We start from the raw sequence: 24,493 nt of genomic DNA on the forward strand, positions 1-24,493 counted from the left end.
TTGGGCATCAGACAACTCCTAGGCCAAGGCGTTGTTTGGTATTACTCGCGCACAGGATCGAACAGTTTGTGGTCGATGGCGTAGCGCACCAACTCGACTTGGTGGCCCATGTTCATCTTGAGCAAGATGTGTGACTTGTGGGTGCTGACGGTCTTCACACTCAAAGACAGTTCGTGGGCCATCTCGGTCAAACTCACACCGCGCACCAAGCGGCTGAACACCTCAAACTCGCGGTCGGTCAACAAGGTGTGCGATGGGTTGCTGGTGTGCAGCAAAGTGTCTTCGGCCAGCAACTCGGCCACTTTGGGACTGATGAACCGCCCGCCCTGGGCCACCTTGCGAATGGCGGGCACGATCAGGTCGCTGTCGCCTTCTTTGGACAAATAACCTGAGGCGCCAGCGCGGATTGCCCGCACTGCGTATTGCTCCTCTTGGTGCATGCTGAAGATCAACACGGGCAGTTTGGGCTTGTCCGTCTTGATGAGTTTGAGCAACTCCAAGCCGTGGCGCCCAGGCATGGACAGATCCAACACCACCGCATCCCAATCTCGGCTGCGCACCATCTCCAAGGCCATGTGGCCGTTGGACGCCTCACCCGCCACGCACAGGTCGGGGGTGTCGGCCAAGATTTTTTTCAAGCCATCTCGGATGATGGCGTGGTCATCGGCCACCAAAATTTCCAGAGTCATGCCGTGTCTCCCAATGCATCAAGCACCTGCCAAGGCACCACCACCTTCACCATCAAGCCGTGCTCGTTGTTGTTGGCAATCGAAAAAACGCCGCCAAGCGCCACCACGCGTTCACGCATGCTGACCAAGCCAATGCCGCCGCCTTTGAGGGGCGTGGGCAAGCCTACGCCGTTGTCCGTGACCGTCAGCACCAAGTCCGCCTCGGCATGGACCAATCGAACCAGCACACGGCTGGCATGGGCATGGCGGATCACATTGGTCAAGGACTCTTGAACTATCCGAAACAAGGCGGTCGCCAGGGCATCATCTTTCACCCAAGGGGCGGCAGGCAGGTCGAGCTGCACCTTCAAGCCGCTGCGTTTTTCAATTTCTGCGACTTGCCAGGTCACGGCTTCGCCAAAGCCCAAATCATCCAAGATCAAGGGGCGCAGTTCCGTCGAGATGCGGCGTACCGCCGTGATGGCTGCGTCCAAGGACTGGCGCATCTCCAGCACCTTGTCTGGGCTGGCTTCTCGGCCGTCTTTGAGGCGATTGGCCAGCCACGACAGGTCCAATTTCAGACCGGTCAACTGCTGACCCAATTCGTCATGCAGTTCTCGGGCAATGCGTGCGCGCTCTTGTTCACGCACATCTTCCAGTTTGGCCGACAGCTCGCGCAATTGCTGGTTGGTTTGGTGCAAATCGGCCTCGGTGCGTCGCCGCTGTGTCACGTCGCGCAGCACCGCCGTGAGTTGCTTGTGGTGACCGATCCAGGTTTGTGAAATCGTCGACTCGATCGGAAACTCGCTGCCATCGCGGCGCAGCCCGGTGATCTCCAACTGGGGCGCCAAACTCATGGTGCGCGAGGACACCTGTGACTGCATGAAGCGGGACACATGCACATCGTGCTGAGCGCGCGAACGCTTGGGGATCAGCACCGAGAGCTGCTGCCCCAGAATGTCTGGGGCCGCATACCCAAACATCAACTCAGCGGCTGGATTGAACAAGCGGATGGAGAGTGTCTCGTCTACCGCGACCACCGCGTCCATGACCGAGTCAATCGTGTGGTGGTAGCGGTCCGTGGCATCGCGCAGCTTGTCGCTCAACACCGCTTCTCGTTTCAATTCATGCACCAAAACCGCAGCGACGATGCCAATGAAGACACACACGAACAAGGCCCCCAAACCGATGGGCACGGCGGTTTCACGCCACGACGCCAACGATTGCTCCTCGTCGTTGCTGACACTCACCAGCAAGGGGAATTTCTGCACCCGTCCCAAGGCAAAGTCATACACCGCGCCGTCGCCGCTGCGGTGCTGAACCATGGTCACGTCGGCACCCACACTCTGAATGTCAGCCTCACTGAGCTCGGGTGTTTTTTCGCCCATCATGTTCTCTCGATGGGGCAAACTCGCCACCAAGGTGCCGTCGCTCAAATAGATCGCGATGGGGCGCAAATAATCAAGCTTCATGAAGTTGTAGAGCTGCTCAAAACGCGGGATATCCACCGCCGCCACCAACACGCCTTTGAACACACCGTTTGAACCCGAAATGCTTCGGGCCATGTACAACGTCCAGCTGTTGTCGATTCGGTTGCGCAGCGGATTGCCAATGAAAAGGCCTTGCTGGTGGTTTTCAGCAAACGCTTTGAAATACGCACGGTCACGGACCGACATGGCAGGTGCAGCAATTTCTCGCGACGAGTTGATGACCTGACCCTGCGCATCCACCACAAACAAAGACTTGACCTGCCGCACCCCAGAAGCTCGGGTGTTGAGCAACAAATGAATCGGCAAACTGTCCAGCGAGAATTGGCTGCCGTAGTTGTTTTGCATGCGTTCTTGCACGCCCACCAGCAAGGTGTCTAGGCCACTGAAACTTTGTTCGGTTTGCTCCATGAACATGCGCGCAATGCTGATGGTTTCGACCCGCGAATGTTCCAACTCACGTTTGCGCAAATCCCACAGCAAAGCAGCGGCCGACATCGCAATTGCCAGCAAGGTGATGAGCACAAAAAACCCTATCGCCTGCGAGGGCTGGGCTTGAAGCTTGAACCGACGTAGATCGACCTTCATGACTCAACCACATGCCCCCACATGGCCGCACTGGGTGCAAAACTCGCAACCGTCTTTGCGGATCACGGCATGGGCGCCGCATTCGGTGCATTTTTTGCCGGCCATCACCATGGGGCTGGGCACATTCAAACTGGCCTGCTCCTCTGTATCAGCCCCAGGCGATGACAACTTGCCCCGTGTCTCAATGATGTTTTGCACCGCATAGGCCACCGCAGCCACTTCGGAGTCGTGCCACAAAGGCACTTGGGTGCCGTCGGATTTGGCATAGGTCCCCAAGCGCACGGGGCCCCGGTCCCAGGCCACTTTGCGCATGTCACTCAGGGCACGCTCCAAAAATCCGCCGCGCGCCGCCAAGGACAACAGGCGCATGCTTGAGGTCACCCATTGCTGCGACTCACCGCTTTGGCCAACCGGCATGAAGAATTCAATGGCACGCTCCAAGCTGGCGCTGCCATCCTTGCTTGGAATTTGCAAGAACGAGACCAACAGGTACAAGGTTTTTTGGCCTTCGTAGGTCCAGTAGTCCACCTTTTCAGCCACTGCGGGCAAGGCCCCCTTGGGGCGGCTTTCAATCACGGTGCGCATTGGATCGGTGGTCGCTTGTACCGGAACCGATGTGCCCCCCTCTGCCAAGGCCGGCACATCCAACACCGACCCCAGGATGCTGTTGGGCCGGTAGGTGGCCAAGCCTTTGAGCTTGGCTTGCCAGGCTTGTTGGTACAAGTCTTTGAAGTCTGCGTAGGGGTAGTCCGCTGGCACGTTGACGGTTTTTGAAATCGCCGTATCCACAAAAGGCTGGACCGCTTGCATCATGGCAAGGTGGTCAGACGCCGCCATCTCCAAGGCCGACACAAAGTAGCTGGGCAAGTGATCGACGTCACCACCGAGTTCTCGGTACACCCGCCATGCGTGGTCTTCCACCGCGTACGCGCTGGTGCTGCCATCGGATTCGCGTTTCTTGCGTCGGTAAACCCAAGAAAAAGCAGGCTCAATGCCGTTCGATGCGTTGTCGGCAAAGGCCAGGCTCACCGTGCCTGTGGGCGCGATCGACAGCAAGTGGCTGTTGCGCAAGCCGTGCTGGCGAATTTGCGCTTTCAAGGCCTCTGGCAAGCGGCTGGCAAAAGTGCCCGGCGTCAAATAGGCCTGCGCATCGAACTTCGCAAAAGCGCCTTTTTCTTGCGCCAACGCCACCGAGGCACTGTAGGCCGCGTCGCGCATCGAGCGCGCAATTTGCGTGGCCATGTCGCGGCCTTCGGCTTGGTTGTAATGCAGTCCCAGCATGACCAAGGTGTCGCCCAAGCCGGTGAAGCCCACGCCGATGCGGCGTTTGTCCATGGCCTCTTGCCGTTGCTGGGGCAGCGGCCAAAACGTCAGGTCGAGCACGTTGTCCAAGGCACGCACCTGCACAGCCACGACACGCTTAAAAGCCTCAAAGTCAAAGCTTGCGGCCCCCTGCAGGCCAAACGGATGGCGCACAAAACGCGGCAAGATCACGGGCCCCAAGTCACAGCACCCATAAGGCGGCAAAGGCTGCTCACCACACGGGTTGGTGGCATCGATCGACTCGCAAGCGCGCAAATTGTTGTCTTGGTTGATGTGGTCCAAAAACAAAATGCCTGGCTCGGCAAAGTCATAGGCCGACTGCATCAGCTGGTCCCACACCGCTTGGGCGGGCAAGGTTTGGTACACCCACCAACCATCGTCGCGCTGGCGTGCCCCCGCCGCCAAACTGACGGTTGCGGGCTTGGCGCGGTGCACCAAGTCCCAGTCTCGGTGCTCGGCCAAGGCCTGCATGAAGGCATCCGGTACGCCGACCGAGACATTGAAGTTGTTCCATCGTCCCGGCGTTCGTTTGGCATGGATGAACTCCAGCACATCGGGATGGTCGATGCGCAACACCCCCATTTGCGCGCCGCGGCGCGCCCCGGCGCTCTCGACCGTGGCGCACGATTGGTCAAATACATTGATGTAACTGCACGGCCCCGACGCCACCGAAGCGGTGCCTTGCACATAGGCGCCACGCGGGCGGATGCGTGAAAAATCGTAACCCACACCCCCACCTCGGCGCATGGTCTCGGCCGCTTCACGCAAGGCCTCGTAAATGCCGGGATAGCCTTGCTCGTCCACGCCCTGAATGCAGTCACCTACAGGCTGCACAAAGCAGTTGATGAGGGTGGCTTGGATCGAGGTGCCCGCCGCACTCATGATGCGGCCCGCGCCAATGGCGCCCGCCTCTAAGTTGGCCAAAAACAAAGCTTCGTAGTGGCTGCGCTGGTTCTCTGGCTCCACCGATGCCAAGGCCTTGGCCACGCGCAAAAAGACCGCTTGCGCATCGACCTCGTCCGCTTTGAGGTATTTTTCTTTCAGCACATCAAGGCTGATGGCCTGCACCGAGGCCATGTTCGAGGGGTCGCGCTTCATCTGTGGGGGTCCTTGCCAACGGTCTGGCCACAGGCTACCCAAGCTGCCCTGCACAAAGTTTGTGATGCATCAAACCCAGGCGGGTTAAAGACAAAAATCTCAACCCCAAGCGTGAGGCTGGCGTCTCACTCGAGTGCGATGCGCAAAGCAGCAGCGCAGGCCCAAGGACTGAAGAAAATAGCCGGCCACAACATGGCCATCAAAATCGAGAAATGGGCTTGGCTGCCCAAACCGCTGGCCTGGGCTTCCACCGCACCGGCACCAAACACCAACACCGGAATGAACAAGGGCAGCACCAGCAAAGACAGCAACACGCCGCCCCCACGCACCCCCAGCGTCAAGGCCGCGCCGATACCGCCCACCAAGGACAAGATGGGTGTGCCCACCAACAAAGCCAAGGTGAGCGTGAGCAAGGCGTCGCTGGACAAATCAAATTGCAAGCCCAGCACCGGCGCCAACAGCACCAAGGGCAAGCCCGAGACCAACCAATGCGCCAACATCTTGGCACCGACCAGCACCGGCAAGGGCGCAGGCGACAAGGCCATTTGCTCCAGTGAGCCATCGCGGTAGTCGGCTTCGAACAAACGCTGCAAGGCCAGCATGCTGGACAACAAAGCACCCACCCACAGCACACCCGGCGCCACCAAACGCAAGGTATTGAGCTCGGGGCCAATGCCCAGCGGAAACAACGCAGCCACCACGACGAAAAAGAACACCGCCGTCAGCACCTCGCTTTTGCGCCGCATGGCCAACAGCAGATCACGCCTCAGCACCGCCCCAAAAGCCGCCATCGTGTGGGAACTCATGGGGCGACCTCCAGCCGATGACGCTGCACCGCCACGGGCGTGCCGTCGGCGCGGGCCAAACTCACAGCTTGGTGGCTGGTGAACAGCACCATGCCACCTTGCGCCACGTGATCGGCCATCAACACGCGCAAGGCGTCAACGGCTTTGACGTCCAAGGCCACAAAAGGTTCATCCAGCACCCACAGGGGCGATTGGCTGGCCCACAGTCGCGCCAAGGCGGTGCGCCGCTTTTGCCCCTGCGACATGACGCGCAAGGGCAAGTGCTCGCGTCCGCGCAAGCCCATGCGGGCCAAAGCGGCCAGCGCTTGGGGCTGGGTCAGGGCACGCCCAGCCACCGCCGCATCCGACCACAGGTTTTCCAAGGCGGTGAGTTCTTCTTTGAGCGAGAGCGCATGGCCCAAATAAAACAAGGCTGCGCGAAAGGCAGCGGGGTCGTCTCGCGTCGGGTGGCCCATCCAGCGCACCTCGCCGGTATCGGCTGGCGACAAACCGCAGACGATGCGCAGCAAACTGGTTTTGCCCACCCCGTTGTCCCCCTCCAAGTGCAGGGCTTGGCCGGCGTGCAGGTCCAAGTTCACCTCGGCAAACAAAGGCTTGTGGCCACGGGTGCAAGAAATGTGGGACAGCGTCAACATGTGCGTGCGCTCAGATGAAGGTGCCAGCATAGGTGACCACGCGCCCACCGGTGCTCATCTTGAAACGCGCAATGCCCGCGCTGCGGATGGTGTTGACGCCACCCAGGTCCAGCACCCGCACGCCGCGCTCACGCAAGGCTTCGATGCCGCGCCACAAAATCAGGTTGTGGGCGTGCAAGTCACGCCCCGCGTCGCTGTTCCAACCCACGTGGTAAGTCGCGGCTTCCCCATGGATCAAAAACATCATGCCTGCCACCCGGTCGCGTCCCACATCGGCGCGCAAGGTCAACATGTTTTGGCCGGGTTGCTGACGCGACGGCACATACACATCAAAAAACTGCAATGGCAAACCATGCAAGCCCCGCTGCTCGCGCTGCTGCATTTCTGCGTCCAACAACCAGCGGTACTGGCCGGGGTTGGTGCCCACGCGGTGCACCGTCAAGGCCGAGGCCTCAGCCCCACCCAAGCGGTGGCGCCAGCGTTTGTCGAGTTGCGCACGCAAGGTGTCCAGCGACGCGGTCAAGTCCAGCAGCACCGTGCTGTGCCCGGTCATCACGCGCCGCCATTTGGACAGACCCAACTCAGCGCCAGCGGGCTCTTCTGGGGTGGTGGCCACCCAGCGCAAACGACCCAGAGGCAAGGTGCGGCGCAAGGCTTGATAAGCCCTTGCTTTGTCATCACCCGACAGCACCTGCAACCACACCGGACCGCGCGAGCACAAGACAAAGTTCAGGCTGTCACCCACAAAACGACGCACCATGAATTGCGCCAGGGCCACCGGTGTGCCGTCTTGGCTGACACAAGCGCGCAGCACATGCACGCCCAAGGCTTTCATGGTCGAGCCATAGGCCCAGTCTTGTTGCAAAGGTGCCGCAGCCGCCGCGTGCTGCGCATCCCAAAAGGCCAGGTCGACCTGATCCCAGTCCACTTTCATGCGCCTAGAATCCCTGAAAAATTGACATCCCTACCCCTATGCTGAAGTTTCTGAGCGAGCGACGCAAACAACAAACCGTGATGGGCCATCGCTTGGAAGAACCGCGCCCCACCTTGCTGGTGGTCTGGTGGGTACTGGTGTATGTGGGTCTGCCGCTGTTGGTCTTGGGTGCGGTGATCGATCTGCTGATACAAGCCACCACCGGCCACTGCACGGGCTTTTGGTGTGGTCTGTGAGTGGGGCTGGGCCCACGTTCGGGCAATGAATGGCACGGTGTGTTGACGGAGTCTTAAAAACAGCGGGAATGATCGCACACCGGGCCCCTTCACTGGGCAGGCAGGGTGCACGGACCTTCAAATTGCAGCCGCACGTTTTTGCCACGGTAAACAATGTCGTGGTAGGCATACAGCGTGACGGTTTCGCGCTCGATGCGAACCTCCGACACAAAGCCCGTCAGTTGGTGTTTGCGCACCGCCCCCAACTGCTTGGACGAGGTTAAGTTCTTGCCCGCAAAGTCATCGGTGGTCAGGCTGCTGGCCTGCACTTGGTACAGCTTAGAGCCGTTGACTTTGAGAAAAATGTTTTTCCCCATGGACTGAATTTCCACCTCGATTTTTTCGGGTGGAATCTTGCGGTCGTCCAGCGCTGGAATCACGCCTTCGACCTGGCAAGGCATTTTGAAGGTCTGTGCGCCAGCACCTTGCCAAGCCACGAGGCCAAAACTCAGCCCCATCAACCAACGCACGCCATGGGTAGAAAGAGAGGTTCGGTTCATAAATGCTTCTTGTGGTCCATGCGCTGCGCGCGGTAAATGCCTGGGTGGCCAGAAAACAGATAGCTGCTCACACAGGCGATGGCTGCAAAAACACCGACCTCTGCACCAAACAACTCCATCGCCATGAGGGTGGAGGCAATCGGTGTGTTGGCAGCGCCCGCAAAGACAGCCACAAAGCCCACGGCGGCCAGCAACCCAAATGGCACTTGGAGCAAGGGCGCCAAGGCATTGCCCAAGGTGGCGCCGATGTAAAACAAGGGCGTGACTTCGCCGCCTTTGAAACCCGTGCCCAACGACGCGATGGTCAAGACCACCTTGCCCAACCAGTCCCAAGGCGCCAGGGGTTGTTCAAAAGCCTGCACGATCACAGGAATGCCCAAACCGATGTAGCGGTCCAAGTCACCCAGCAACACCGCCGCCGCCACCACCGCCCCTCCGAGCATGGCGCGCAGCGGCGCGTAGGCCACCCGCTGTTTCATGAAGTGCCCCAGCGCATGGGTGCTGCGGGCAAAACCTTGGCCAGTCCACCCAAACACAGCCCCCGCCAACACCATGGCCAGCAAACCCCAGGCCGTGACCGCGGGCACCGAGGTCAAGGGATAGACGGTGTGGTGCACGCCCCACCACAAGCCCACTTGGTCGGCCACCACCGCCGCCACCACACACGGCAGCAAGGCGTCGTAACGCAAACGTCCAATGGCCAACACTTCCAAACCGAACACCGCTGCAGCCAGTGGCGTGCCAAAGACCGACGCAAAACCAGCGCTGATGCCCGCCATCAACAGCAAGCGACGGTCGGCATGCGTGAGTCGCCACACGCGCGCCCATTGATCGGCCAAGGCACCGCCCATTTGCACGGCCGTGCCTTCGCGCCCCACCGAGGCGCCAAACAAATGAGACACCAAGGTGCCGCCCAACACCAAGGGCACCATGCGCAAGGGCACTGTTTTATTCGGGTCGTGAATTTCGTCAATCAACAAGTTGTTGCCGGCATCCACCGACTGGCCCCACGTGAGGTAACACCAAGCCACCACAAAACCTGCCAAGGGCAGAGCTGCCATCAGCCAGCGGTGGGCCTCACGGGTGGCAGTGGCCCAGTCCAGTGCCCACAAAAAGAAGGCCGAGGCGCTGCCCGCCAAGACGGCCACGCCGCTTGAGAGCAACAACCATTTCGCAACACCCGCCCCCACCTGCCATGCCAGGGGACGTTTGACCTCCTCCATCCTCACTCCTTCAACGCCAACGCGCAGCCAGAAACTCAACCACGCCGCTGAGCATACCTTGCTGTGCCTGCCAAGGACTTGGTGCGCCAGGGGACAGACGCAAAGCCCACAGCAGCTGAGACTCCAGGACATGCCAAGGCCTTGCAACGCCATTCTTTGCAAACCCCGCCTCAACACCGCTGTTGATCGGATCAGGCATCATTCGTCACCGGTGCTTTTTTTATCAGGTGGATGGTGTGTATTTGGCTCGTTGAGCCTAAAACCTTGAGCCACCAATTTCTGAAATGCGAAACCTCTATGACTTTACGAACATGCTCAGCCTTGCTTTTTGTATGCGCACTTTCATGGATGCAACCCACGATGGCCACTGAAGAACCCAAGTACGACGTCATCTCCTCAGACAACGGCTTTGAGGTGCGACGCTACGCCCCGGTCTTGATCGCAGAGACCGTGGTTGAAGGCGATATGGATGAAGCGTCTAGCCAAGGTTTTCGACGAATTGCCGACTTCATTTTTGGCAACAACCAAAGGCCAGACATGGCGCAGTCGTCAAAAATTGCCATGACCGCCCCGGTGACGGTCGAGCCACTGTCTTCCAAAATTGCAATGACCGCACCCGTGAGCATCGAGCCTGCGTCCACCGACACGCACATAGAGACCGCCCGCACCTGGCGTGTTCAGTTTGTAATGCCCAGCCACTACACGATGGCCACCATTCCAAAACCGAATAACTCAGCGGTCACCTTGCGTGAACTGCCCAGCAAGCAATTTGTGGTGCTGCGTTACTCGGGCTTGAACACCTTGGCCAAAGTGCAAGACAAGACGCGTGAGACCTTGGCGTGGGCCCATCACAAGTCGTGGAAGGTCATTGGCACACCCCAACTGTCCCGGTACGACCCACCCTGGACGCTGCCGATGTTCAGACGCAATGAAATCATGGTCGAGATTGCGGCGCCATGAAGAGTGGTGTGAACGCCCTGCTCAGGGTCCGCCACAAGCTCTTCATCTGTGGCCCTCAGAGGCTCCCCAGCGCATTCACCATGCAAAGACATCGCGACCGTCATCTTGCGTACGATGACTCATGCTTTATTGGAAGATTGGGCAGGACCAGGTGGCAATGCACTCAGATCGTCGACAGCCGCGTGTGATTGGGTCACGCGTTTTCAGGCAGCATTGACTTGTTCATGTCGAAGTCCATCGGTTGCGACTTCATCGAGCGTCAGGCGAACGCCCAGCGATCCACTGCCCGATCGCACGGGTGACTTTTTCAGGCAAATCTCCATCCGCTGGATGGCCGAGTGTGCTGCGCAAGCACTTGCGATTCGCGTGATGAGCCGCTCTTGCGTTTCATAGTGACCGTCCGCGGCGAGACGCTCAATTTCCATGATCAGTGGGTCGTAGTCGAATACCTGCGCCATGCCATCGTGGGAAATGACGACTTGATTGACCAAAATCCCAAGCGTTAAATCAAGCAGATGAACGTCTGGCTGGGTGTCGCCAGGACCATAAGTTCCGATGTCTGTTTTGAGCTGTAGATCCCGCAACTCAATGACTGCTGAGCTGGCTTGCTTCATGTCTGTCCCTTCCAAGAATGCGCGTTTGTCCCAATCCACCGTCAAAAGCTAATCAACGTGTTCAAAGTCACTGTCAACCACTGGCCTGGCCCTCCCATGGGACATCTCACAGCCTCATCAGATGTTGAACCTGCTCTTTTTAGACGCGGCGTGCCAACACCACTGCCGCGGCAGAACCGCAGCCAACAGTCCAACACCAAGCTCGCAATAGCAAGTTGGATTTCTCCCCGGCTAGCGCTGCTGACTCATCTCGATGGTGCTGCTCATCGGCTTGGCATCGCAACAAAAGCGGCAGCAAACCGTCTGGCCCGCCAAACTCTTTGAGGTGATCTATTTGCTGCTGATAGTGCTGGTCGACAAAGGTTTCTACTGCAGCAATCGTTCTATAAACGGCATGCCTGCCAAACAGCGCAGGCAAAGCGCCAGTCAACCATCCCGCCAAGCGCCACGGCCCCAATAGCCAGCTTCTTTGTTTGGGTGGCAACCAATGCTCGATTTGCTTCAAGTGATCGGCTTCGGTGACGCCATGCGTCTTGGCAAATGAAAGCATCTCCTCGTCCCTGCGCCAAGTGGCCACAGCCACAATGCCTTTGTAAATGTAAACAGCGCCCGTCTCACCTGCATGATCTGAGCGCAACTCTCTTTGAAGGTGAATGGACAAGCTTGGCGTCATGAGGTGTTGAACAAACGGCGCAAAGAGGCGCCAAAGGGCAAAAAAGCCAACCGGTTAAGGTTGGCTTTTAAGGTATTGGCGGCCCAGAACATACCTCATCACAAACCGCCTAAGTTTTTGATGGACAAGCAAATCAAGCACTTGGGGTCCGGTTCATCTTTCTAAATGTTGGGGCAGTGCTACTACCCATGACTCAAAACCGAGAGATTCGCTGAAGCCCCTACTAACGGTTAAACAGCCTTAGCAAGCACTCGGCCAGGATGCCAATCGCGAGAAAGGCGATGAATTCGTCCTTGATGAATTGGTGCGATGTCGTACAATATAGTCCCTTATCGAACCAAATGGATTGTCTATGTCAATTTCGCGCCGAAAAATTCTTGCGCTAGTGGGTGGCGGGGTCATTGTGGCCGCTGGCGGTGGTCTGGGGTACGCCGTGACGCGCCTGCCGAGAACGGCAAGCCTTCCGTGGCAAATGGCAGGCAAATACCAAGACCCGCGGAAGCATGCGCTGTCATGGGCCCTGCTTGCGCCCAACCCGCATAACCGGCAACCCTGGATGGCCAATCTGGCGGAGCCGGGTGTCGTGACGCTTTATGCCGACCCTGACCGACTGTTGCCCAAAACTGATCCGTTCAACCGGCAGATCACCATCGGCCTTGGCTGCTTTCTGGAACTGTTGCGAATGGCGGCGGCTGAAAATGGACACAGGCTAGAAACGACCATCTTTCCTCAAGGCAGCAGTCCGGCCGGTCTGGACCGGCGGCCCATTGCGAGGGTGGTCTTTACACCGGACGAAACCGTAGCGCGCGATCCGCTTTTCGCGCACGTGCAACTACGGCGCTCAAACAAAGAGCCTTTCGACATGTCCCGCACCGTCGATCCGGCAGCCCTCGCACGCATCGGTGCAGTGGTCGCGAATGGCTCGCGTTTTGGCGGTACGGTCGATGCCACCGAGGTTGCGTCATGGCGAGAACTGACCCATAGCGCACTGCAAATAGAGATTGAGACCCCGCACACTTTTCAGGAGAGCATCGACCTGTTCCGGATCGGTCACCGCGAGGTTGACGCGAACCCGGACGGCATTGCTTTCACCGGGCCACTTTTCGAAGCCCTCCACGTCACGGGCCAATTCACCCGCGCCGCAGCGGCAGACCCCACCTCCAGCGCCTATAAGGCAGGGCTGGATGCGGTTTTTGCCAACACCGACACAGCGATGGGACACGTCTGGCTGGTCACCGCCGGTAACAGCCGCGCCGACCAGATCGCGACAGGGGCAGACTGGCTGCGCGTGAACCTTGCAGTAACATCAGAGGGCCTTGGATTTCAACCACTGAGCCAAGCGCTGCAGGAGTTCCCAGAAATGGCCGATCACTACGCAACAGTGCACAAACGGCTCGCGCAGACAGGCGGAACCGTTCAGATGTTGTCGCGTATCGGCTTTGGCCCCACAACCACAGCCAGCCCGCGCTGGCCGCTTGAGACAAGAATTGCCTGATCCAGCACTCGCTCTCTATTTCCGGCTGCTCAACGAGATAGGGATCATCGCGCAGTTGTCGCGCACCCTGCTCGAAGCCCGCCTTCCGTCGGGCTTTGTTTTGGCGCAGTTTTCGGTGCTCAACCATCTGGTTCGGGTCAGTGATGGACAGACACCGCTGACGCTGGCCCGAGCGTTTCAGGTGCCCAAGACCTCGATGACACACTCGCTCGCGGTGCTGGAACGGGCTGGGCTGATCGCTCTTCAGGCAAATCCCGAAGATGGGCGCTCCAAGCTGGTTCATATCACTGACGCCGGTCGCGCCTTCCGGCAGTCGACAATTGAAGCGCTTGCCCCTGATCTTGGCCGCATCGCCACATACATGCCACCGGATCAGGCTGCAAAAATGCTGCCCGACTTGGAAAGCTTGCGCCAATTTCTTGATGCTGAACGCCCCCCTCTTGACAAGTCTTAAGGCACAGGTTGTCTGATGCTTCAAATGACAGACCGCGTTTGTTGACTGACTGAAATCAGCCTATCTTGGGCTCAGGTCAAGATTCGCTGTTGACCGCTCCTGGCAGTGAGCAGCACTCCCCTAGCGTCCGCCAAAACACTGATTCCATGACCCAGGGAGGTTCCCCGGCACATGAACCATGGATTGGAAATCCGAAACTTCGCCACAAGTAAATGCTTGCCCGTGTCATGCACTAACCCGAGATGTCAGATCGACTTGATAGGTCTTCGGGATCGAAGCAACCATGCGACTCCATGAAACCACCGGAGTCCGCAGCATGCAATCCCAGCCACAAGCACAAATCGATTCAAGACCCGAACCAAGCCCCATGGCCATCATTGGTGCCATCCTCGCCCAAGGCGTAATTCGATGTCTTGATCGGCAGAAAAGGGAACACCGAGTTGCTCAAAAAAGTAGCGAAACTTCCGCCTCGCGCCTTAGCACCAACCCCGGCAGTACTCTGCCGCCACCGTAAACCCACCGACGTAACTCCTGCCCCGCACCTGGCCAGTCCCGCTGATTGACCCGCCGCCGAAGCGTTGAGGCCTGTAACCGACCGGCTCCAAGGTTGAACGTGAAGTCAACGATAGCCGCAAGCCGTCCCTCCGGCTCAATTGCCAGCACCGGACAGTAGCCCAGCGTGGCCTTCAGCGCGTCGGCCATGTCAGCAGCAAGATAGGCCTCGCCCTCTTCAATAGTGATCGGCAGATGCTTGGCATCGCAAAGATGGCCGTAACCGATGGTCCAAAACCCTGCCGGACAGACATACGGATAAGCACGATCAGGGTCTGACTTGGGCACCCGGCAGAACCCCTCGAACCGCTTGGCCAAGTCGATAGCTGCTTGAGGAACCTCAATCACGGCCGAACTTTGTCAAACACGCGACCCAAAAACCAGAAGTTAAGCACCCCGGCCCAGAGCGCCTGGTCGGCTTCAGTCCAGGCGTGCAGAACTGCCGTACCCCAGTCAGCACCGGCAGACAAAGCCGCAGCAAAGGCCGCAGTCTTAGCTGCGCAGTACAGCGCCATGAACCAGTAGGTGATCACTGGGCGCACAGTGCTGGAGAGCGCATCGGCCCAGGCCACCCCAGTTTTCTCGCCCTGAGTGCGCACGGCATCGCGCAGGGTTTCGATTGCGCCGGTGTTCCATGCGCCGTCGGCAGCCGCACCGATCTCGGACATGCGCTGGGCACCACGCAGTTTCTCAAACTCCAACGCTTTGTCCTGCATAGCCAATTCATGGCCACGCTCGCCTTGGCGGTCGAACCATTTCAGGACCTCGGGAGCCAGGCGGAACGCGCCGCCCAGCAATCCACCCAATAGTGTCTCGATCATTGGGGACCCCCCATCAGGCGCAACTTGATGGCAACACCGACCAGAAGCGCGGCCAGCACACCGGTGGTTAGAACCTTGATCGTGGTCTGCCAGGCCGTTCGGCGCGCTTCCCGCCACGCATCGATGAGACCCCGCAGGTCGCGGATGTCGGCGGCGGCGTGGCCGTTTTCAAGGCCAAGGCAGGCCAGTGCGCGCTCGGCTCCGCGTTCGGCAGCGCGGGTGAGCAACTCATCGAGGTCCTCGGGGCGCAGGTTCAGGATGTCAGCGCTGTGGTTGCTGGTGGATTCTTCTGTCATGGGCATCTCCAAAAAGAAAAAGCCCGCACTGGTGTGAACCAGGCGGGCGATTGATGAAACGATTTATTGGCTGACTTAGACTGTTTGCTGCGCTGCAATGATCGGAATCACGCGCCTTACTGGCGGCGACTCCACAGTACTTTTGGCCAGGCCAAAGATGTCTTTGCGCTCCGGAGGCAGATCGCCGTCGATAAAGACCGGCATGCAACCCGTCAGAAACTCAATGGCCGCCGCAAAGAACACCAGGTTGTCCGAATAAGCAGCGTCGCACCCAGCATCCCAAAGCGGTCCTTCCAAAAACATGCAGGAGCCTTTGCACATTTGAAGGACTGGGCAAGACGAGCAGCCTTGGCGCTGGCTCCAGTGAGTGGCGCTTTTCATGCGCACAGCGGACAGGTCTGACAGCTGGCCAATCAGATGGCTTTGGCCATTGGGAGCCAAGGCAGCAGCGCTCACGTTCTGGCAGGTCACGACATTGCCCTTGAGATCCACAGCCAGGTTGTGGCTGCGGTCCATGCCGCACTTTTGTCCCAGCGCAGACGCCGGGCGCTGGTATCGAATCGAATCGATGAAGTCTTGAATCTTCTGGTGGGTGATGTCAAAGCGACTGGCAAGGCCAGTGCGAAGCTCGCCAAATCCTTGCCTGCGAAACTGTGCGTGCTCACCGGTGGTCTTGAAGGTGGCTGCCAGCCCACCTTCATCGTAGGGGTCGATGAAAGCTCCTTCGCCAATCTGAACATCGGCCCCAAAGCGTTCTTGCAGCCACAGTTGCACCGCCGCCCTGCTGGGGTTTTGGCTGCTGATCATCGCGTTGATGCTGATGCGACCCTGCGGATGGAGGCACGCATACAGATCCATGATGGCGGCACGCTGCTCTGGATCATCCAGCGGGTCTGCGCCGCGTGCATGGTAGCCAGGCCCATCGTGGGAGATGCCGACAAAGAAACCCATGCGGTCAAGCCATTCATTGATCTGCGTATTGAGCAGTGAACCATTGGTGATGATGTGAAAACTGGCGGATGGATACAAGTTGCGCAGACGCTCAGCCAAGGGCATCAGCGTCTTGATGTAGACCAGTGGCTCCCCGCCCCAGAACTCAACTTGCTCGGGCGCATGGGTGAGGTTCGCCATAAGTTGGGCGACGAATGCATCCACATCTTGGGGGTTTGATTGCTCCGCATGGGGCACAAATCGCTGACTACAGTAGTTGCACTCGTAGTTGCATGACAAGCCAAGACTGATTTTGAGAGTTTTGATCAGGCCCTTGCGCCCAGGCTGACCCACGCTCACGACAGTGGCGTCCTGGAAGGTCTTCGGCTTGACTTCCAATACCGGGGAGAAATCTCCCCAGGTCAGGCTGCTGGTCTGGTTGTCGTAGCGCAGTTCGCGCTCAGTGTTGTCCGGCGCGATGAGTTTGATCTGAAACTGCGACATCAGAGGTCCTCACTGCGCTGCGCGAAGTATGCCGACTGCAAAGTGCGCATCCGGGTCTTGTGGGCGTGGATGTCGGCGACCGATACAACCTCTCCCATGAACTGGGTAGATGTGTCTTGTGACAGGTTGGTTTGAAATGAATCGAGCCACGTTGGACGTTGATCAGATGGCAGGCTTTGTGCCATCGCCATAACCAGTTGCGACAAGAGGTCGACTTGTTTTTCCAAAGCGGCTAGTGAGTCTTCCGCTTTGACCTGGGATAAGAGTCGCCGCTTGGCTTTGTTTTTGACGCTCAGTGACAAAAGTGCTGATCTTTGCGCGGCCACCCATTGCCGAGGACGCATGAACTCAAGCCCGTCACGAACGATGGGCGTGTGGCTTGCACCCTCGGGAGGAGCCACTATTTGATGGCGCGTGATGAAGAAAATATCCTCGCCATCAAAGGCCACGATGAAAAGGTAGCGTGTGAGATCGGTAACGCCCTTGCGCTCCGCGACACTGGACGCTGCGTCCCTGGCGCTGAACCGCTCAGAATCCCATACCAGTTCGATCTGGTCTTCCAGGCCAAGGTAGCCAACGGCCATATCGGGCTGAGCATAGAGAAGGCGGGCATCCAGCGTGATTGACTGCCCTTTGGAAGAAACCTTCAGACAAACCTCGCTTACGACCTCAAGCGTCAGCGCCTCTGCAAGGGACACTTGGTACTGGGTCGCTTCGAAATCCCCATCGGTTTGAGGCTGCGTAACAACTTGCGCTGCAATATGAATCATAAATTCCCCCTGAAATATTCAGTGGGCCAAGGCATGCGAACCTGGGCCACGATGTGAATGAAGGGCTTTTCGCCCCGGTACGGATGCATGTTGTGCGGAAGGTGCGCCGGAAATATCGCCATCAACCCAGGCCGGGGACACACGTCAAAGGAGTGGCGCATTTCCATCGGCAAGCGCAAGTCCGAGAGATGGCGTGAAGGGTCTTCCATCGTAAAAATCGGGGCAGTGAGGCCATCAGCGTTTTGATTGATGGCTTGCCCGACCAGGCTGGGATTTCCGCTTGGCCAATAGGCCACACCCAGGTCACTCTCACGTGCCTCGGTGTGGGTGTTGATGTGATCAAAGGCGCGCAGCACTACCCCACGCAAGCCCACCTCAATGCCATCTGGCGAGGAGAACCCGCAATAGACCGCTGCAGACTCTTTGATGCGTTGGGTCAGCCACGCAACCGACTCTGATCGGGCTTGATGAAGGTCGTAGAGCCGGAGCTCATGGATCGAACCGGCTTGGGTGTTGCATCCGCTGATGACCACACGTTCAAGTTCAGTGTTGTGGTGATTGACGTCGTCGCCCATGAATTCGGCGAACATCACTGGCGTTGGCCACAGCCATTGCATTGAGCGAGTAGGCCCGCTCATGTCAGCATCCGCAGTTGCAATTGCAATTGCAATTGGTATTTCTGTAAACACGCAGCGTGTTATCCGTGGCTACTTGGATTAGGGCAGTCGTTGTCGTGTATCCAGCAACGCCGTCTCCGATGTTTCCGTTGTACTGAAACGCACTCAAATCTCCAGGTCTGCCACTAACCCCTGCCCACGGAACCCCGCCAGCGCTTGCTGCGTAATTGACGGAGAAATTCGACGGGTTGTAGACGTAGAAATTTGTCCCGTCGTTACCACCCCAAACCCAGGTTGGCTGACCGGATTGCCCCGACCAGTTGTAGGTGCCAGCGCCCGCCGTCGAATTGAGCTTGGATGCGGTAGCTGCGTTACCGGTCACGCTAATCGGCCAGGTGCCCGATGCCCCAGTGCCACCGGGTTGCGGAGGCGTAAAACCGAGTGCGGCAATCACCTGCGCATAGGTTGGCGCTGTGGCATTGATCACGCCCAATGCTGTTCGCGCTGTTGCGGCTGTACCGTCTGAGCCCAGCAAACCAGTGAGATAGTCGTTTAAAGAATCAAGGGCAGTTTTGAACTGCCCTTGAGTTACGGTAGTGCCAGTGAAACTGGCCTTGGATGGAATAGCTGCCATGAATGCCTCCGGTTACTTCCACATGGGCGCGGAGTCTCCTTGGCCCGGCACATAGCCCGGCACAAAGGTGACGATCACGCCGTCTGCGCGTTTGAGATAAATTTTTCCGTCCGCCACGTTGAGTACCAACTCACCCAGCGTGACTTGCGCAGCGGCGGGCACGGCGGCTGCCGTACTGCTGCGCTTGTGCAGGATGGTGTTGGCCATGGTTAGAACGAACCTCCGTCAATCGTGGCGCTGGTGGACAAGGCGTCCGTGATGCCAAAGCCAGAGAGGGTTGTGGGTTTGCCGCTGACGCTGGTCCATGCAGGCGTGACAGTGACAGCCGCACCTATCGCCGTGACCCTGCCTTTTGCATCAACGGTGAAAGGCGACACAGCGGTCGCACTGTTGTTGTACGTGCCAGCGGCCACGCCACTGGCTGCCAAGGTCAGCGCCATGGAAGTTGTGCCTGAGCCGGTGACATCTCCCGAAACGGTGATGTTTTGGTTGGCTGTGATGTAGCCTGGGTTGGTTCCCGCAGTGACTCGTCCGGTGGTATCCACAGTCATGCTGGAATAGGTGCCAGCTGTGACGCCGCTGGCCGTGATCGACAGTGTGCTGCCAGTCTTGGTCAGACCCGTACCGGCAGTGAGTTGGCCCAATCCGTTGAACTGTTGGAACGACAAGTTCGTGGTGCCCAGCGTGATCGGATTCGCTGTGGCAAGCACCCAACCAGATGAGGCGTAGGTCGTACCCTCTTCGATGAAGGAATACATGCCCGCTGTGACCTCACCAGCAGGAGAGTTGTCCGCGTCGCTGGCGCGCGACCAACTGCCAGCGGCCACAACATAAATGCCGTTTTGATTGGCCGTGGTTTGGTCTTTGACCAACACGCGGTCTCCGGCAATCAGGGCAACACCGTCAATAGTCTGCGTACCTGACAAGGTGATGTTGGCCGTGGTGGTCGCACGCACAGACTGTTTGAAGTCCAATCCAGTGATTGCGTTGTCGACATACTGCTTGGTGGCCGCTTGCAAGGCCGCTGTGGGGTCTGCCGCAAGTGTCAATGCGCCAGTGAGCGTGCCACCAGTGAGCGCCAATGCATCGGTAATTCCATAGCCGGACAGCGTAGTCGGTTTGCCGGTCACACTGGTCCAGGCAGGCGTGACTGTGACAGCCGTACCCGTGGCCGTGACCCTACCCTTAGCATCCACGGTGAAAGGCGTGTGGGCAGTGGCGGCATTGTTGTATGTGCCTGCCGTGACTCCACTGCTGGCCAGAGTCAGCGCAATCGCCGTCGTGCCTGAACCTGTGGCATCGCCAGAAACAGTGATATTTTGATTAGCTGTGAGGTAACCTGGATTTGAGCCGCCGGTCACCCGACCCTTGGCGTCCACAGTGACATTTGAGTAACTGCCTGCGCTGACACCACTTGCAGCCAGCGCCAGAATCACTCCGCCAGACAACGTGCCTGTGCCTGTTGCGTCACCGCTGACCGCAAAACTGTCGGCTTTTCTGGCAAAAACGCCCGACCCAGCAGCGGCGGTTACTACGCTGCCGGACTCGCCAATGAACAGCGTCTTGGTCAGTTCTGACCAGGCCAGTTCACCGGTGGCCAGCGTGGGTGGTGTGGCCGTGGTGGCTGATCGTTTGATTTGAATGAGGTTGGGCATAAGGTTCTCCGTTGGTGTTTAGAAATAGCCCGCGTCTAGGGCCAAAGTGGTGGTGTTGGGCAAAGGTCCCGGAGGACCTACAGCGCCTTGGTCTCCCTTGGGGCCTTGAGGTCCAGGAACGGTCAGCGTCACTTCGATTGATGTGCTGACCCATTGCGGCTCCAGGCTCAGGCTGACTTCTGTGGTGGCTGTAATCGTTGTGGTCATGGATCGGCCCCCATTTACTGGCTCACATCGGGCACGACTGGCACGATGAATGTTTCGGTCGATCGCACCGTCCCGCCGCCATGTACTTCCACATCGCAGTACAGATTGGCGGGTGCCGGGAATGTGGCCGACTGCGCCGGATCAACAAGCGAAAGGTAAAAGCGGCCAGGGTTCACGGTCTGGTCAGGGTCAATCGCCGCCGACAGATTGGCAACCAAGCCTCCAACGCTGGTGCGCAGTTGGGATCGAATGGTTTGGTTGGTCAACTGGCTCGGCACACCGTTGATGCGGTAAACGCCAGACAAAGCGAAGGTATCGCCCCGCTTGAACGGGGGCGTTGTTTGTGCAGTCATCTCAATATCCTTGAACGTAGGCGTCCACAGTCCCAGCGGTTGCAGCGCCACTGGCGTTGAAACACTGGATCAGCGGACCCGTGATTGATTTGTCGACCACGCGGGCCGTGGTGGCAGAGCCACCGTCTGAATGCAAAGTGAGACTCACGATCACCACGCTTCGCCAGCCGGTGCCAATCGACAGGCGCGAACCGCCCGAGGCAATCACCACATCGGGCAGGCGAATCGTTTTATCGGGCACATCGATTTGCGCAACCACCGAACCAATCAGGCCCTGCAGATTGCTCTGGTCGACATCGATACGGAATTGGTAGGTCGTTCCTGCGTCAGCCCAAGCCCGACCAGGAAATGGCACATAGGCCACGTCCGAGGACTTCTTCCAAGTGATCTTCCAGGCATACCCACTGACGGTGGCCGCGATAGTCAGACTTCCACTCTCAGTAAATGTGACGCTTCCCGTCCAGAAAATGGCCTGGTACTGAGGTATCAGAAACACGGCTGTGGTGTTGGTCCACAACTGTGCCGTGTCGTTACTCCACATGCGGGATGAATCGGGTGCCACCACCGGCGTCGTGTTGAGCGTGTAGCTTGCAAACACGTTCTCCACCGGCGCGTCACCCAAGTTGCAGGCAATGGCTGTGACGTTCAGGCTTTCATTGCCTGTGGTGTCGACCGCTTTGATCAGAATCTGACCGGCTCCATAGGGAATGGTGACCAGATCCCAGGGCGAAACCGCCAGCAGGCCGGTGTGCAATTCGAGCGCGTCCGACCAGGAACGGCTGCCACCCGGCTGCCAACGCACCCGGTAACCGGCAAGATCGATATCTGAGACTGGCCCCCAGGTGAGGCGCTCGCCGTCCAGGCGCAGCCATGGGACATCTGATGGGGGTGCTGTTTTACCCACCACTTGCACTGTCCCCTGGCTCCATGCTCCGCGTACGCCAATCGAATTGATCGCCCGAATGCGCACGTTGTAACTGGCTCCGTCTTGCACCGGCGACACCCAAGCCACACCCAGTTCGGCAGCAACAATGTCCACCGGCGACCATCCCAAATCGGTCGTAGCTTGGGTCTGTACTTCGACCTGCCCCTTCTGAGCGTAGACCTCGGTAGGTGCGTTCCAGCCCACGCGGATGCGCGAAATGACAGAGCCATCAGCCAGTCGCAGTAATTCAGATGTGCCGGAGGCCAGCGTAAGACCCGACACGGCAGGCACGCTGAACGGGTCCGGCAAATTGGACTGAGCGATGACGGCGGCAGGCAACAAGACCGCTTGCGTGTAAACACTGGCGCTGTATTCGCGGGCCACGACATAGACCTCGTCGTTGTCCTTGATCTCGATCTGCATGATCCGGAACAACTTGGCGCTCCAGCCCGGCGTTGAATGCGTGATCGGCACCACATCCCCCACCTCGCAGCGCAAGCCTTCCTGGAATGCGGAGAACTTCACCACCAAGCCATAGCGGCTTTGGTTCAGGGTCAGCTGACCGATGTTTTGAGCGCGGTAGCTGTTAGCAGTGAACGGCAGGTCGATCTTGGCCTCCAGAATGAGGCCGTTATCGGTGGCACGCAAAGCTGTGGACTCGACCATCGCCAGATCAGGCTGCCACTTCTTGGCTGGGTTATAAAAACCAGCGGTGACCCGGTTGTACTTGGCGCGTTTACCGGCTTGGCTGATGACCCAAGAGCCGGTGATGTTGCTCTCGGTGAACCCAAAGCTCGAGGCTGTGGTGGCCACATCAAGTACCAGCCGGTACTTGCCGCCGCTAAACACCAGCATGCCCCGGCACGCGGTGAGCAAAGCGCGCACATTGTCATACGCGGTCTGGTTCGTGTCGATCGTTCCGTCGCAGGCGTAAGCCGCGTAGTTCACCTGGGCGAGCGTGTGCTGCCCAGACCCTGCTGATGTCAGATCGATGGCCACCCCTGCATGGGCATTGGCCAGCGTGGTGGCGAGTTGGTAGCTGGTGTCAGTTGCCTTGATCGCGTAATAGGTTAATCCCGCTACCAGCGGACTGGGCAAGGTGGCGGTGCTGCTCACTTTGACACCGTCACCGGTGTCGATCGGAATCGGTTGGGAGAAAGTCAGCGCTTCGGTCGTGGTGCTGACCGTGAAAATGTCAGAAAAACTGGGGGCCGTAATCCGCACATCGCAGGCGTTCGCAGCTGCTGCAATGCTCGTGTCATCGATCGCGCTGCTGGCGATGCCTCGCCCGTAGATCGTGTTACTCAGGTAGTCCCGAAGGACGAGTGCTGGGTTGTTGGAATAGCGGGTCTGACCGTCTCGTGGGTCGAACAAGGTTCTGCCGCGCACATCGGCGGTGATCGTGGGCAGGCCAGAGAAAGCGTTGCGGTCGTACTTGAGCTTGACGTACAAGTAGGCGCAGTTGGAAAGTTTGCAGGCACTGGTCCATTTGGGTACATCAGCGGTCAGCGCTGCATCGGCTGCTTCACCCGGCGTACCCAGGTGCTTGGTAACAGTGATCAGGCCATTGAATTTGGCGTCACTTGAAAGCACGTCGTCCAGATACACGTTGTCGATCGCGGTAACTGGTCCTTCTGAGAGCACCAGCACCAGGTGCAGGTATTCGTTGCTGCTTCCGGAGACCTCAATGAACACCCGCGTGCCACCCACCCGGCGGCGACCGTAGATCACTGGGATGGGGTCGACATTGCTCTGGGAGTTGATCAGGATGCCCTGCGCCTGGGCCGAAGACAGCGCAGACTGGGCGCTTGAGGGCGAGTTCGAGCCGATCAGTGACTGCACCGCAAGATTGGCAACACCCCCGGCGACCAGACCGGTTGCACCCCCGATGAAACTGGCGGTGGCAAGCGATGCGCCAAGAACGTCAGCCGCTGCAGCCGTGATGCCCGACTCAATGACCATGCCAAGTACGGCATCGGCCACAACCGCACCCACGGCCTCCGACACCACCGATCCAACGATGGCTCCAATAACGATGCCTGCCATTACCCGAGTTCCCTGTCCCGAACTACCTTGGCGTACATGCGCTCGACGTCCTGGTAGCCCAGGTGTCCAAGCAGGCGACCGAAGTCTTTGGTCTGTTTGACGTGGTAATAAATCTTTTGCACACCCTGGGCTTTGAGGCCCATCTCGGCAAAGCGAAGCAGTTTCAGAACGACACGCCCGGCTCTTACCTCGGGCACGGCATACACGGCGCTGTTGGCGGCGACCAGTGCGTCCTGGTAATGGATGTGGGTCTGCACGATGAATGCGGCGTAGCCCACGATCACGCCATTGCGTTTGGCGATGAAGGTAGCAAGTTTCCCGGCAGCATCGAGTTCGCCGTAGCGAGCCCAGTCGACGTTCAGACGATCGAGATCCTTCTGGCCGACTTCCTCGTACTCGCGTTCGGCCAATGCTTGAAGTTCTTTCGTAGCCATGCCGATTGGGATGCGC

At 58.7% G+C, this 24,493-nt stretch carries 27 protein-coding genes; 4 read left to right on the plus strand and 23 right to left on the minus strand.

The genetic code is table 11. The features are described 5' to 3' along the window. Window positions 1–41: 41 nt before the first annotated feature. From ACKWJN_RS06010 to ACKWJN_RS06035, 6 genes are all read right to left on the minus strand, one after another. Window positions 42–689 carry a response regulator gene (locus ACKWJN_RS06010; RefSeq protein ID WP_408595444.1) on the minus strand — a complete coding sequence of 216 codons (648 nt, stop codon included), beginning with the start codon at window positions 687–689 and terminating at the stop codon, window positions 42–44. Beyond that, the gene (locus ACKWJN_RS06015) at window positions 686–2,743 is read right to left on the minus strand and encodes a histidine kinase (protein ID WP_408595445.1); all 2,058 of its coding nucleotides are present in this window, start codon (window positions 2,741–2,743) and stop codon (window positions 686–688) included. Before ACKWJN_RS06015 ends, ACKWJN_RS06010 begins: the two co-directional genes overlap by 4 nt. Window positions 2,744–2,746: 3 nt before the next feature. Next, window positions 2,747–5,164 carry an adenosylcobalamin-dependent ribonucleoside-diphosphate reductase gene (locus ACKWJN_RS06020; protein WP_408595446.1) on the minus strand — a complete coding sequence of 806 codons (2,418 nt, stop codon included), beginning with the start codon at window positions 5,162–5,164 and terminating at the stop codon, window positions 2,747–2,749. A 125-nt stretch (window positions 5,165–5,289) separates the two neighbouring features. After that, the gene (ccmB, locus tag ACKWJN_RS06025) at window positions 5,290–5,970 is read right to left on the minus strand and encodes a heme exporter protein CcmB (RefSeq protein WP_408595447.1); all 681 of its coding nucleotides are present in this window, start codon (window positions 5,968–5,970) and stop codon (window positions 5,290–5,292) included. Further along, window positions 5,967–6,605: a cytochrome c biogenesis heme-transporting ATPase CcmA gene (gene ccmA / locus ACKWJN_RS06030; protein ID WP_408595448.1), complete on the minus strand. Its 639-nt coding sequence runs from the start codon at window positions 6,603–6,605 to the stop codon at window positions 5,967–5,969. The genes ccmB and ccmA overlap by 4 nt, the downstream gene beginning before the upstream one ends. Before the next feature lie 10 nt (window positions 6,606–6,615). Beyond that, window positions 6,616–7,539: a GNAT family N-acetyltransferase gene (locus tag ACKWJN_RS06035; protein WP_408595449.1), complete on the minus strand. Its 924-nt coding sequence runs from the start codon at window positions 7,537–7,539 to the stop codon at window positions 6,616–6,618. Between the two features lie 38 nt (window positions 7,540–7,577). Between ACKWJN_RS06035 and ACKWJN_RS06040 the strand changes: the two genes are divergently transcribed. After that, complete coding sequence (locus tag ACKWJN_RS06040; protein ID WP_408595450.1) at window positions 7,578–7,775, plus strand: hypothetical protein; 198 nt, start codon at window positions 7,578–7,580, stop codon at window positions 7,773–7,775. Between the two features lie 89 nt (window positions 7,776–7,864). Here the strand turns inward: ACKWJN_RS06040 and ACKWJN_RS06045 are convergent, their stop codons facing one another. Next, the gene (locus ACKWJN_RS06045) at window positions 7,865–8,314 is read right to left on the minus strand and encodes a hypothetical protein (RefSeq protein ID WP_408595451.1); all 450 of its coding nucleotides are present in this window, start codon (window positions 8,312–8,314) and stop codon (window positions 7,865–7,867) included. Continuing rightward, window positions 8,311–9,537, minus strand: a complete 1,227-nt coding sequence (locus ACKWJN_RS06050; protein ID WP_408595452.1) for a voltage-gated chloride channel family protein — start codon at window positions 9,535–9,537, stop codon at window positions 8,311–8,313. Before ACKWJN_RS06050 ends, ACKWJN_RS06045 begins: the two co-directional genes overlap by 4 nt. 360 nt (window positions 9,538–9,897) lie before the next feature. Between ACKWJN_RS06050 and ACKWJN_RS06055 the strand changes: the two genes are divergently transcribed. Then, window positions 9,898–10,497, plus strand: a complete 600-nt coding sequence (locus ACKWJN_RS06055; protein WP_408595453.1) for an SOUL family heme-binding protein — start codon at window positions 9,898–9,900, stop codon at window positions 10,495–10,497. A gap of 203 nt (window positions 10,498–10,700) precedes the next feature. On the opposite strand, the gene ACKWJN_RS06060 is transcribed toward ACKWJN_RS06055, so the two are convergent. Together ACKWJN_RS06060 and ACKWJN_RS06065 are read right to left on the minus strand one after the other, a co-directional pair. Then, window positions 10,701–11,111, minus strand: coding sequence for a dihydroneopterin aldolase (locus ACKWJN_RS06060; protein WP_408595454.1), 411 nt, complete (start codon window positions 11,109–11,111; stop codon window positions 10,701–10,703). 139 nt (window positions 11,112–11,250) lie between these two features. Beyond that, window positions 11,251–11,772: a demethoxyubiquinone hydroxylase family protein gene (locus ACKWJN_RS06065; RefSeq protein WP_408595455.1), complete on the minus strand. Its 522-nt coding sequence runs from the start codon at window positions 11,770–11,772 to the stop codon at window positions 11,251–11,253. A 364-nt stretch (window positions 11,773–12,136) separates the two neighbouring features. Between ACKWJN_RS06065 and ACKWJN_RS06070 the strand changes: the two genes are divergently transcribed. Both ACKWJN_RS06070 and ACKWJN_RS06075 read left to right on the plus strand, forming a co-directional pair. Continuing rightward, window positions 12,137–13,279 carry an Acg family FMN-binding oxidoreductase gene (locus ACKWJN_RS06070; RefSeq protein WP_408595456.1) on the plus strand — a complete coding sequence of 381 codons (1,143 nt, stop codon included), beginning with the start codon at window positions 12,137–12,139 and terminating at the stop codon, window positions 13,277–13,279. Next, entirely contained in the window at window positions 13,272–13,733 is a 462-nt protein-coding gene (locus ACKWJN_RS06075) for a MarR family winged helix-turn-helix transcriptional regulator (protein ID WP_408595457.1), read from the plus strand. Before ACKWJN_RS06070 ends, ACKWJN_RS06075 begins: the two co-directional genes overlap by 8 nt. A gap of 444 nt (window positions 13,734–14,177) precedes the next feature. Here ACKWJN_RS06075 and ACKWJN_RS06080 read toward each other — a convergent pair whose 3' ends face one another. The 13 genes from ACKWJN_RS06080 to ACKWJN_RS06140 all read right to left on the minus strand — a co-directional run bounded on the left by ACKWJN_RS06080 (window position 14,178) and on the right by ACKWJN_RS06140 (window position 24,477). Then, complete coding sequence (locus ACKWJN_RS06080) at window positions 14,178–14,633, minus strand: lysozyme (RefSeq protein ID WP_408595458.1); 456 nt, start codon at window positions 14,631–14,633, stop codon at window positions 14,178–14,180. Continuing rightward, the gene (locus ACKWJN_RS06085; protein WP_100173209.1) at window positions 14,630–15,106 is read right to left on the minus strand and encodes a hypothetical protein; all 477 of its coding nucleotides are present in this window, start codon (window positions 15,104–15,106) and stop codon (window positions 14,630–14,632) included. The genes ACKWJN_RS06080 and ACKWJN_RS06085 overlap by 4 nt, the downstream gene beginning before the upstream one ends. Next, on the minus strand, window positions 15,103–15,402 hold the full coding sequence (locus tag ACKWJN_RS06090; protein ID WP_408595459.1) for a DUF6127 family protein: 300 nt from the start codon (window positions 15,400–15,402) through the stop codon (window positions 15,103–15,105). The genes ACKWJN_RS06085 and ACKWJN_RS06090 overlap by 4 nt, the downstream gene beginning before the upstream one ends. Window positions 15,403–15,477: 75 nt before the next feature. Further along, window positions 15,478–16,836: an SPASM domain-containing protein gene (locus tag ACKWJN_RS06095; protein ID WP_408595460.1), complete on the minus strand. Its 1,359-nt coding sequence runs from the start codon at window positions 16,834–16,836 to the stop codon at window positions 15,478–15,480. Continuing rightward, window positions 16,836–17,606, minus strand: a complete 771-nt coding sequence (locus tag ACKWJN_RS06100; RefSeq protein ID WP_408595461.1) for a hypothetical protein — start codon at window positions 17,604–17,606, stop codon at window positions 16,836–16,838. Before ACKWJN_RS06100 ends, ACKWJN_RS06095 begins: the two co-directional genes overlap by 1 nt. Next, the gene (locus ACKWJN_RS06105) at window positions 17,603–18,244 is read right to left on the minus strand and encodes a hypothetical protein (RefSeq protein ID WP_408595462.1); all 642 of its coding nucleotides are present in this window, start codon (window positions 18,242–18,244) and stop codon (window positions 17,603–17,605) included. The genes ACKWJN_RS06100 and ACKWJN_RS06105 overlap by 4 nt, the downstream gene beginning before the upstream one ends. 1 nt (window position 18,245) lies before the next feature. After that, a complete protein-coding gene (locus ACKWJN_RS06110) occupies window positions 18,246–18,857 on the minus strand; it encodes a hypothetical protein (RefSeq protein WP_408595463.1) in 612 nt (203 codons plus the stop codon). 12 nt (window positions 18,858–18,869) lie between these two features. After that, entirely contained in the window at window positions 18,870–19,064 is a 195-nt protein-coding gene (locus ACKWJN_RS06115) for a hypothetical protein (protein ID WP_408595464.1), read from the minus strand. Between the two features lie 2 nt (window positions 19,065–19,066). Continuing rightward, window positions 19,067–20,512 carry a hypothetical protein gene (locus ACKWJN_RS06120; RefSeq protein ID WP_408595465.1) on the minus strand — a complete coding sequence of 482 codons (1,446 nt, stop codon included), beginning with the start codon at window positions 20,510–20,512 and terminating at the stop codon, window positions 19,067–19,069. Between the two features lie 18 nt (window positions 20,513–20,530). Then, window positions 20,531–20,719, minus strand: coding sequence for a hypothetical protein (locus ACKWJN_RS06125; protein ID WP_408595466.1), 189 nt, complete (start codon window positions 20,717–20,719; stop codon window positions 20,531–20,533). A gap of 14 nt (window positions 20,720–20,733) precedes the next feature. Further along, window positions 20,734–21,072 (minus strand): hypothetical protein, encoded by a 339-nt coding sequence (locus ACKWJN_RS06130; protein WP_408595467.1) that lies wholly within the window; start codon window positions 21,070–21,072, stop codon window positions 20,734–20,736. Window position 21,073: 1 nt separating this feature from the next. Beyond that, window positions 21,074–24,043 carry a phage tail protein gene (locus ACKWJN_RS06135; RefSeq protein WP_408595468.1) on the minus strand — a complete coding sequence of 990 codons (2,970 nt, stop codon included), beginning with the start codon at window positions 24,041–24,043 and terminating at the stop codon, window positions 21,074–21,076. Further along, entirely contained in the window at window positions 24,043–24,477 is a 435-nt protein-coding gene (locus ACKWJN_RS06140; RefSeq protein ID WP_408595469.1) for a GNAT family N-acetyltransferase, read from the minus strand. The genes ACKWJN_RS06135 and ACKWJN_RS06140 overlap by 1 nt, the downstream gene beginning before the upstream one ends. Between the last annotated feature and the right edge of the window lie 16 nt (window positions 24,478–24,493).

The sequence above is a fragment of the Limnohabitans sp. genome, assembly GCF_046052825.1.
Lineage (GTDB): Bacteria > Pseudomonadota > Gammaproteobacteria > Burkholderiales > Burkholderiaceae_C > Limnohabitans.

Excerpts from the sequence above, each read along its gene's own strand:
- ACKWJN_RS06010 (WP_408595444.1), bottom strand. The coding sequence starts at position 689 with ATGACTCTGGAAATTTTGGTGGCCGATGACCACGCCATCATCCGAGAT.
- ACKWJN_RS06015 (WP_408595445.1), bottom strand. The coding sequence starts at position 2,743 with ATGAAGGTCGATCTACGTCGGTTCAAGCTTCAAGCCCAGCCCTCGCAG.
- ACKWJN_RS06020 (WP_408595446.1), bottom strand. The coding sequence starts at position 5,164 with ATGAAGCGCGACCCCTCGAACATGGCCTCGGTGCAGGCCATCAGCCTT.
- ccmB (WP_408595447.1), bottom strand. The coding sequence starts at position 5,970 with ATGAGTTCCCACACGATGGCGGCTTTTGGGGCGGTGCTGAGGCGTGAT.
- ccmA (WP_408595448.1), bottom strand. The coding sequence starts at position 6,605 with ATGTTGACGCTGTCCCACATTTCTTGCACCCGTGGCCACAAGCCTTTG.
- ACKWJN_RS06035 (WP_408595449.1), bottom strand. The coding sequence starts at position 7,539 with ATGAAAGTGGACTGGGATCAGGTCGACCTGGCCTTTTGGGATGCGCAG.
- ACKWJN_RS06040 (WP_408595450.1), top strand. The coding sequence starts at position 7,578 with ATGCTGAAGTTTCTGAGCGAGCGACGCAAACAACAAACCGTGATGGGC.
- ACKWJN_RS06045 (WP_408595451.1), bottom strand. The coding sequence starts at position 8,314 with ATGAACCGAACCTCTCTTTCTACCCATGGCGTGCGTTGGTTGATGGGG.
- ACKWJN_RS06050 (WP_408595452.1), bottom strand. The coding sequence starts at position 9,537 with ATGGAGGAGGTCAAACGTCCCCTGGCATGGCAGGTGGGGGCGGGTGTT.
- ACKWJN_RS06055 (WP_408595453.1), top strand. The coding sequence starts at position 9,898 with ATGGCCACTGAAGAACCCAAGTACGACGTCATCTCCTCAGACAACGGC.
- ACKWJN_RS06060 (WP_408595454.1), bottom strand. The coding sequence starts at position 11,111 with ATGAAGCAAGCCAGCTCAGCAGTCATTGAGTTGCGGGATCTACAGCTC.
- ACKWJN_RS06070 (WP_408595456.1), top strand. The coding sequence starts at position 12,137 with ATGTCAATTTCGCGCCGAAAAATTCTTGCGCTAGTGGGTGGCGGGGTC.
- ACKWJN_RS06085 (WP_100173209.1), bottom strand. The coding sequence starts at position 15,106 with ATGATCGAGACACTATTGGGTGGATTGCTGGGCGGCGCGTTCCGCCTG.
- ACKWJN_RS06090 (WP_408595459.1), bottom strand. The coding sequence starts at position 15,402 with ATGACAGAAGAATCCACCAGCAACCACAGCGCTGACATCCTGAACCTG.
- ACKWJN_RS06095 (WP_408595460.1), bottom strand. The coding sequence starts at position 16,836 with ATGTCGCAGTTTCAGATCAAACTCATCGCGCCGGACAACACTGAGCGC.
- ACKWJN_RS06100 (WP_408595461.1), bottom strand. The coding sequence starts at position 17,606 with ATGATTCATATTGCAGCGCAAGTTGTTACGCAGCCTCAAACCGATGGG.
- ACKWJN_RS06105 (WP_408595462.1), bottom strand. The coding sequence starts at position 18,244 with ATGAGCGGGCCTACTCGCTCAATGCAATGGCTGTGGCCAACGCCAGTG.
- ACKWJN_RS06110 (WP_408595463.1), bottom strand. The coding sequence starts at position 18,857 with ATGGCAGCTATTCCATCCAAGGCCAGTTTCACTGGCACTACCGTAACT.
- ACKWJN_RS06115 (WP_408595464.1), bottom strand. The coding sequence starts at position 19,064 with ATGGCCAACACCATCCTGCACAAGCGCAGCAGTACGGCAGCCGCCGTG.
- ACKWJN_RS06120 (WP_408595465.1), bottom strand. The coding sequence starts at position 20,512 with ATGCCCAACCTCATTCAAATCAAACGATCAGCCACCACGGCCACACCA.
- ACKWJN_RS06125 (WP_408595466.1), bottom strand. The coding sequence starts at position 20,719 with ATGACCACAACGATTACAGCCACCACAGAAGTCAGCCTGAGCCTGGAG.
- ACKWJN_RS06130 (WP_408595467.1), bottom strand. The coding sequence starts at position 21,072 with ATGACTGCACAAACAACGCCCCCGTTCAAGCGGGGCGATACCTTCGCT.
- ACKWJN_RS06135 (WP_408595468.1), bottom strand. The coding sequence starts at position 24,043 with ATGGCAGGCATCGTTATTGGAGCCATCGTTGGATCGGTGGTGTCGGAG.
- ACKWJN_RS06140 (WP_408595469.1), bottom strand. The coding sequence starts at position 24,477 with ATGGCTACGAAAGAACTTCAAGCATTGGCCGAACGCGAGTACGAGGAA.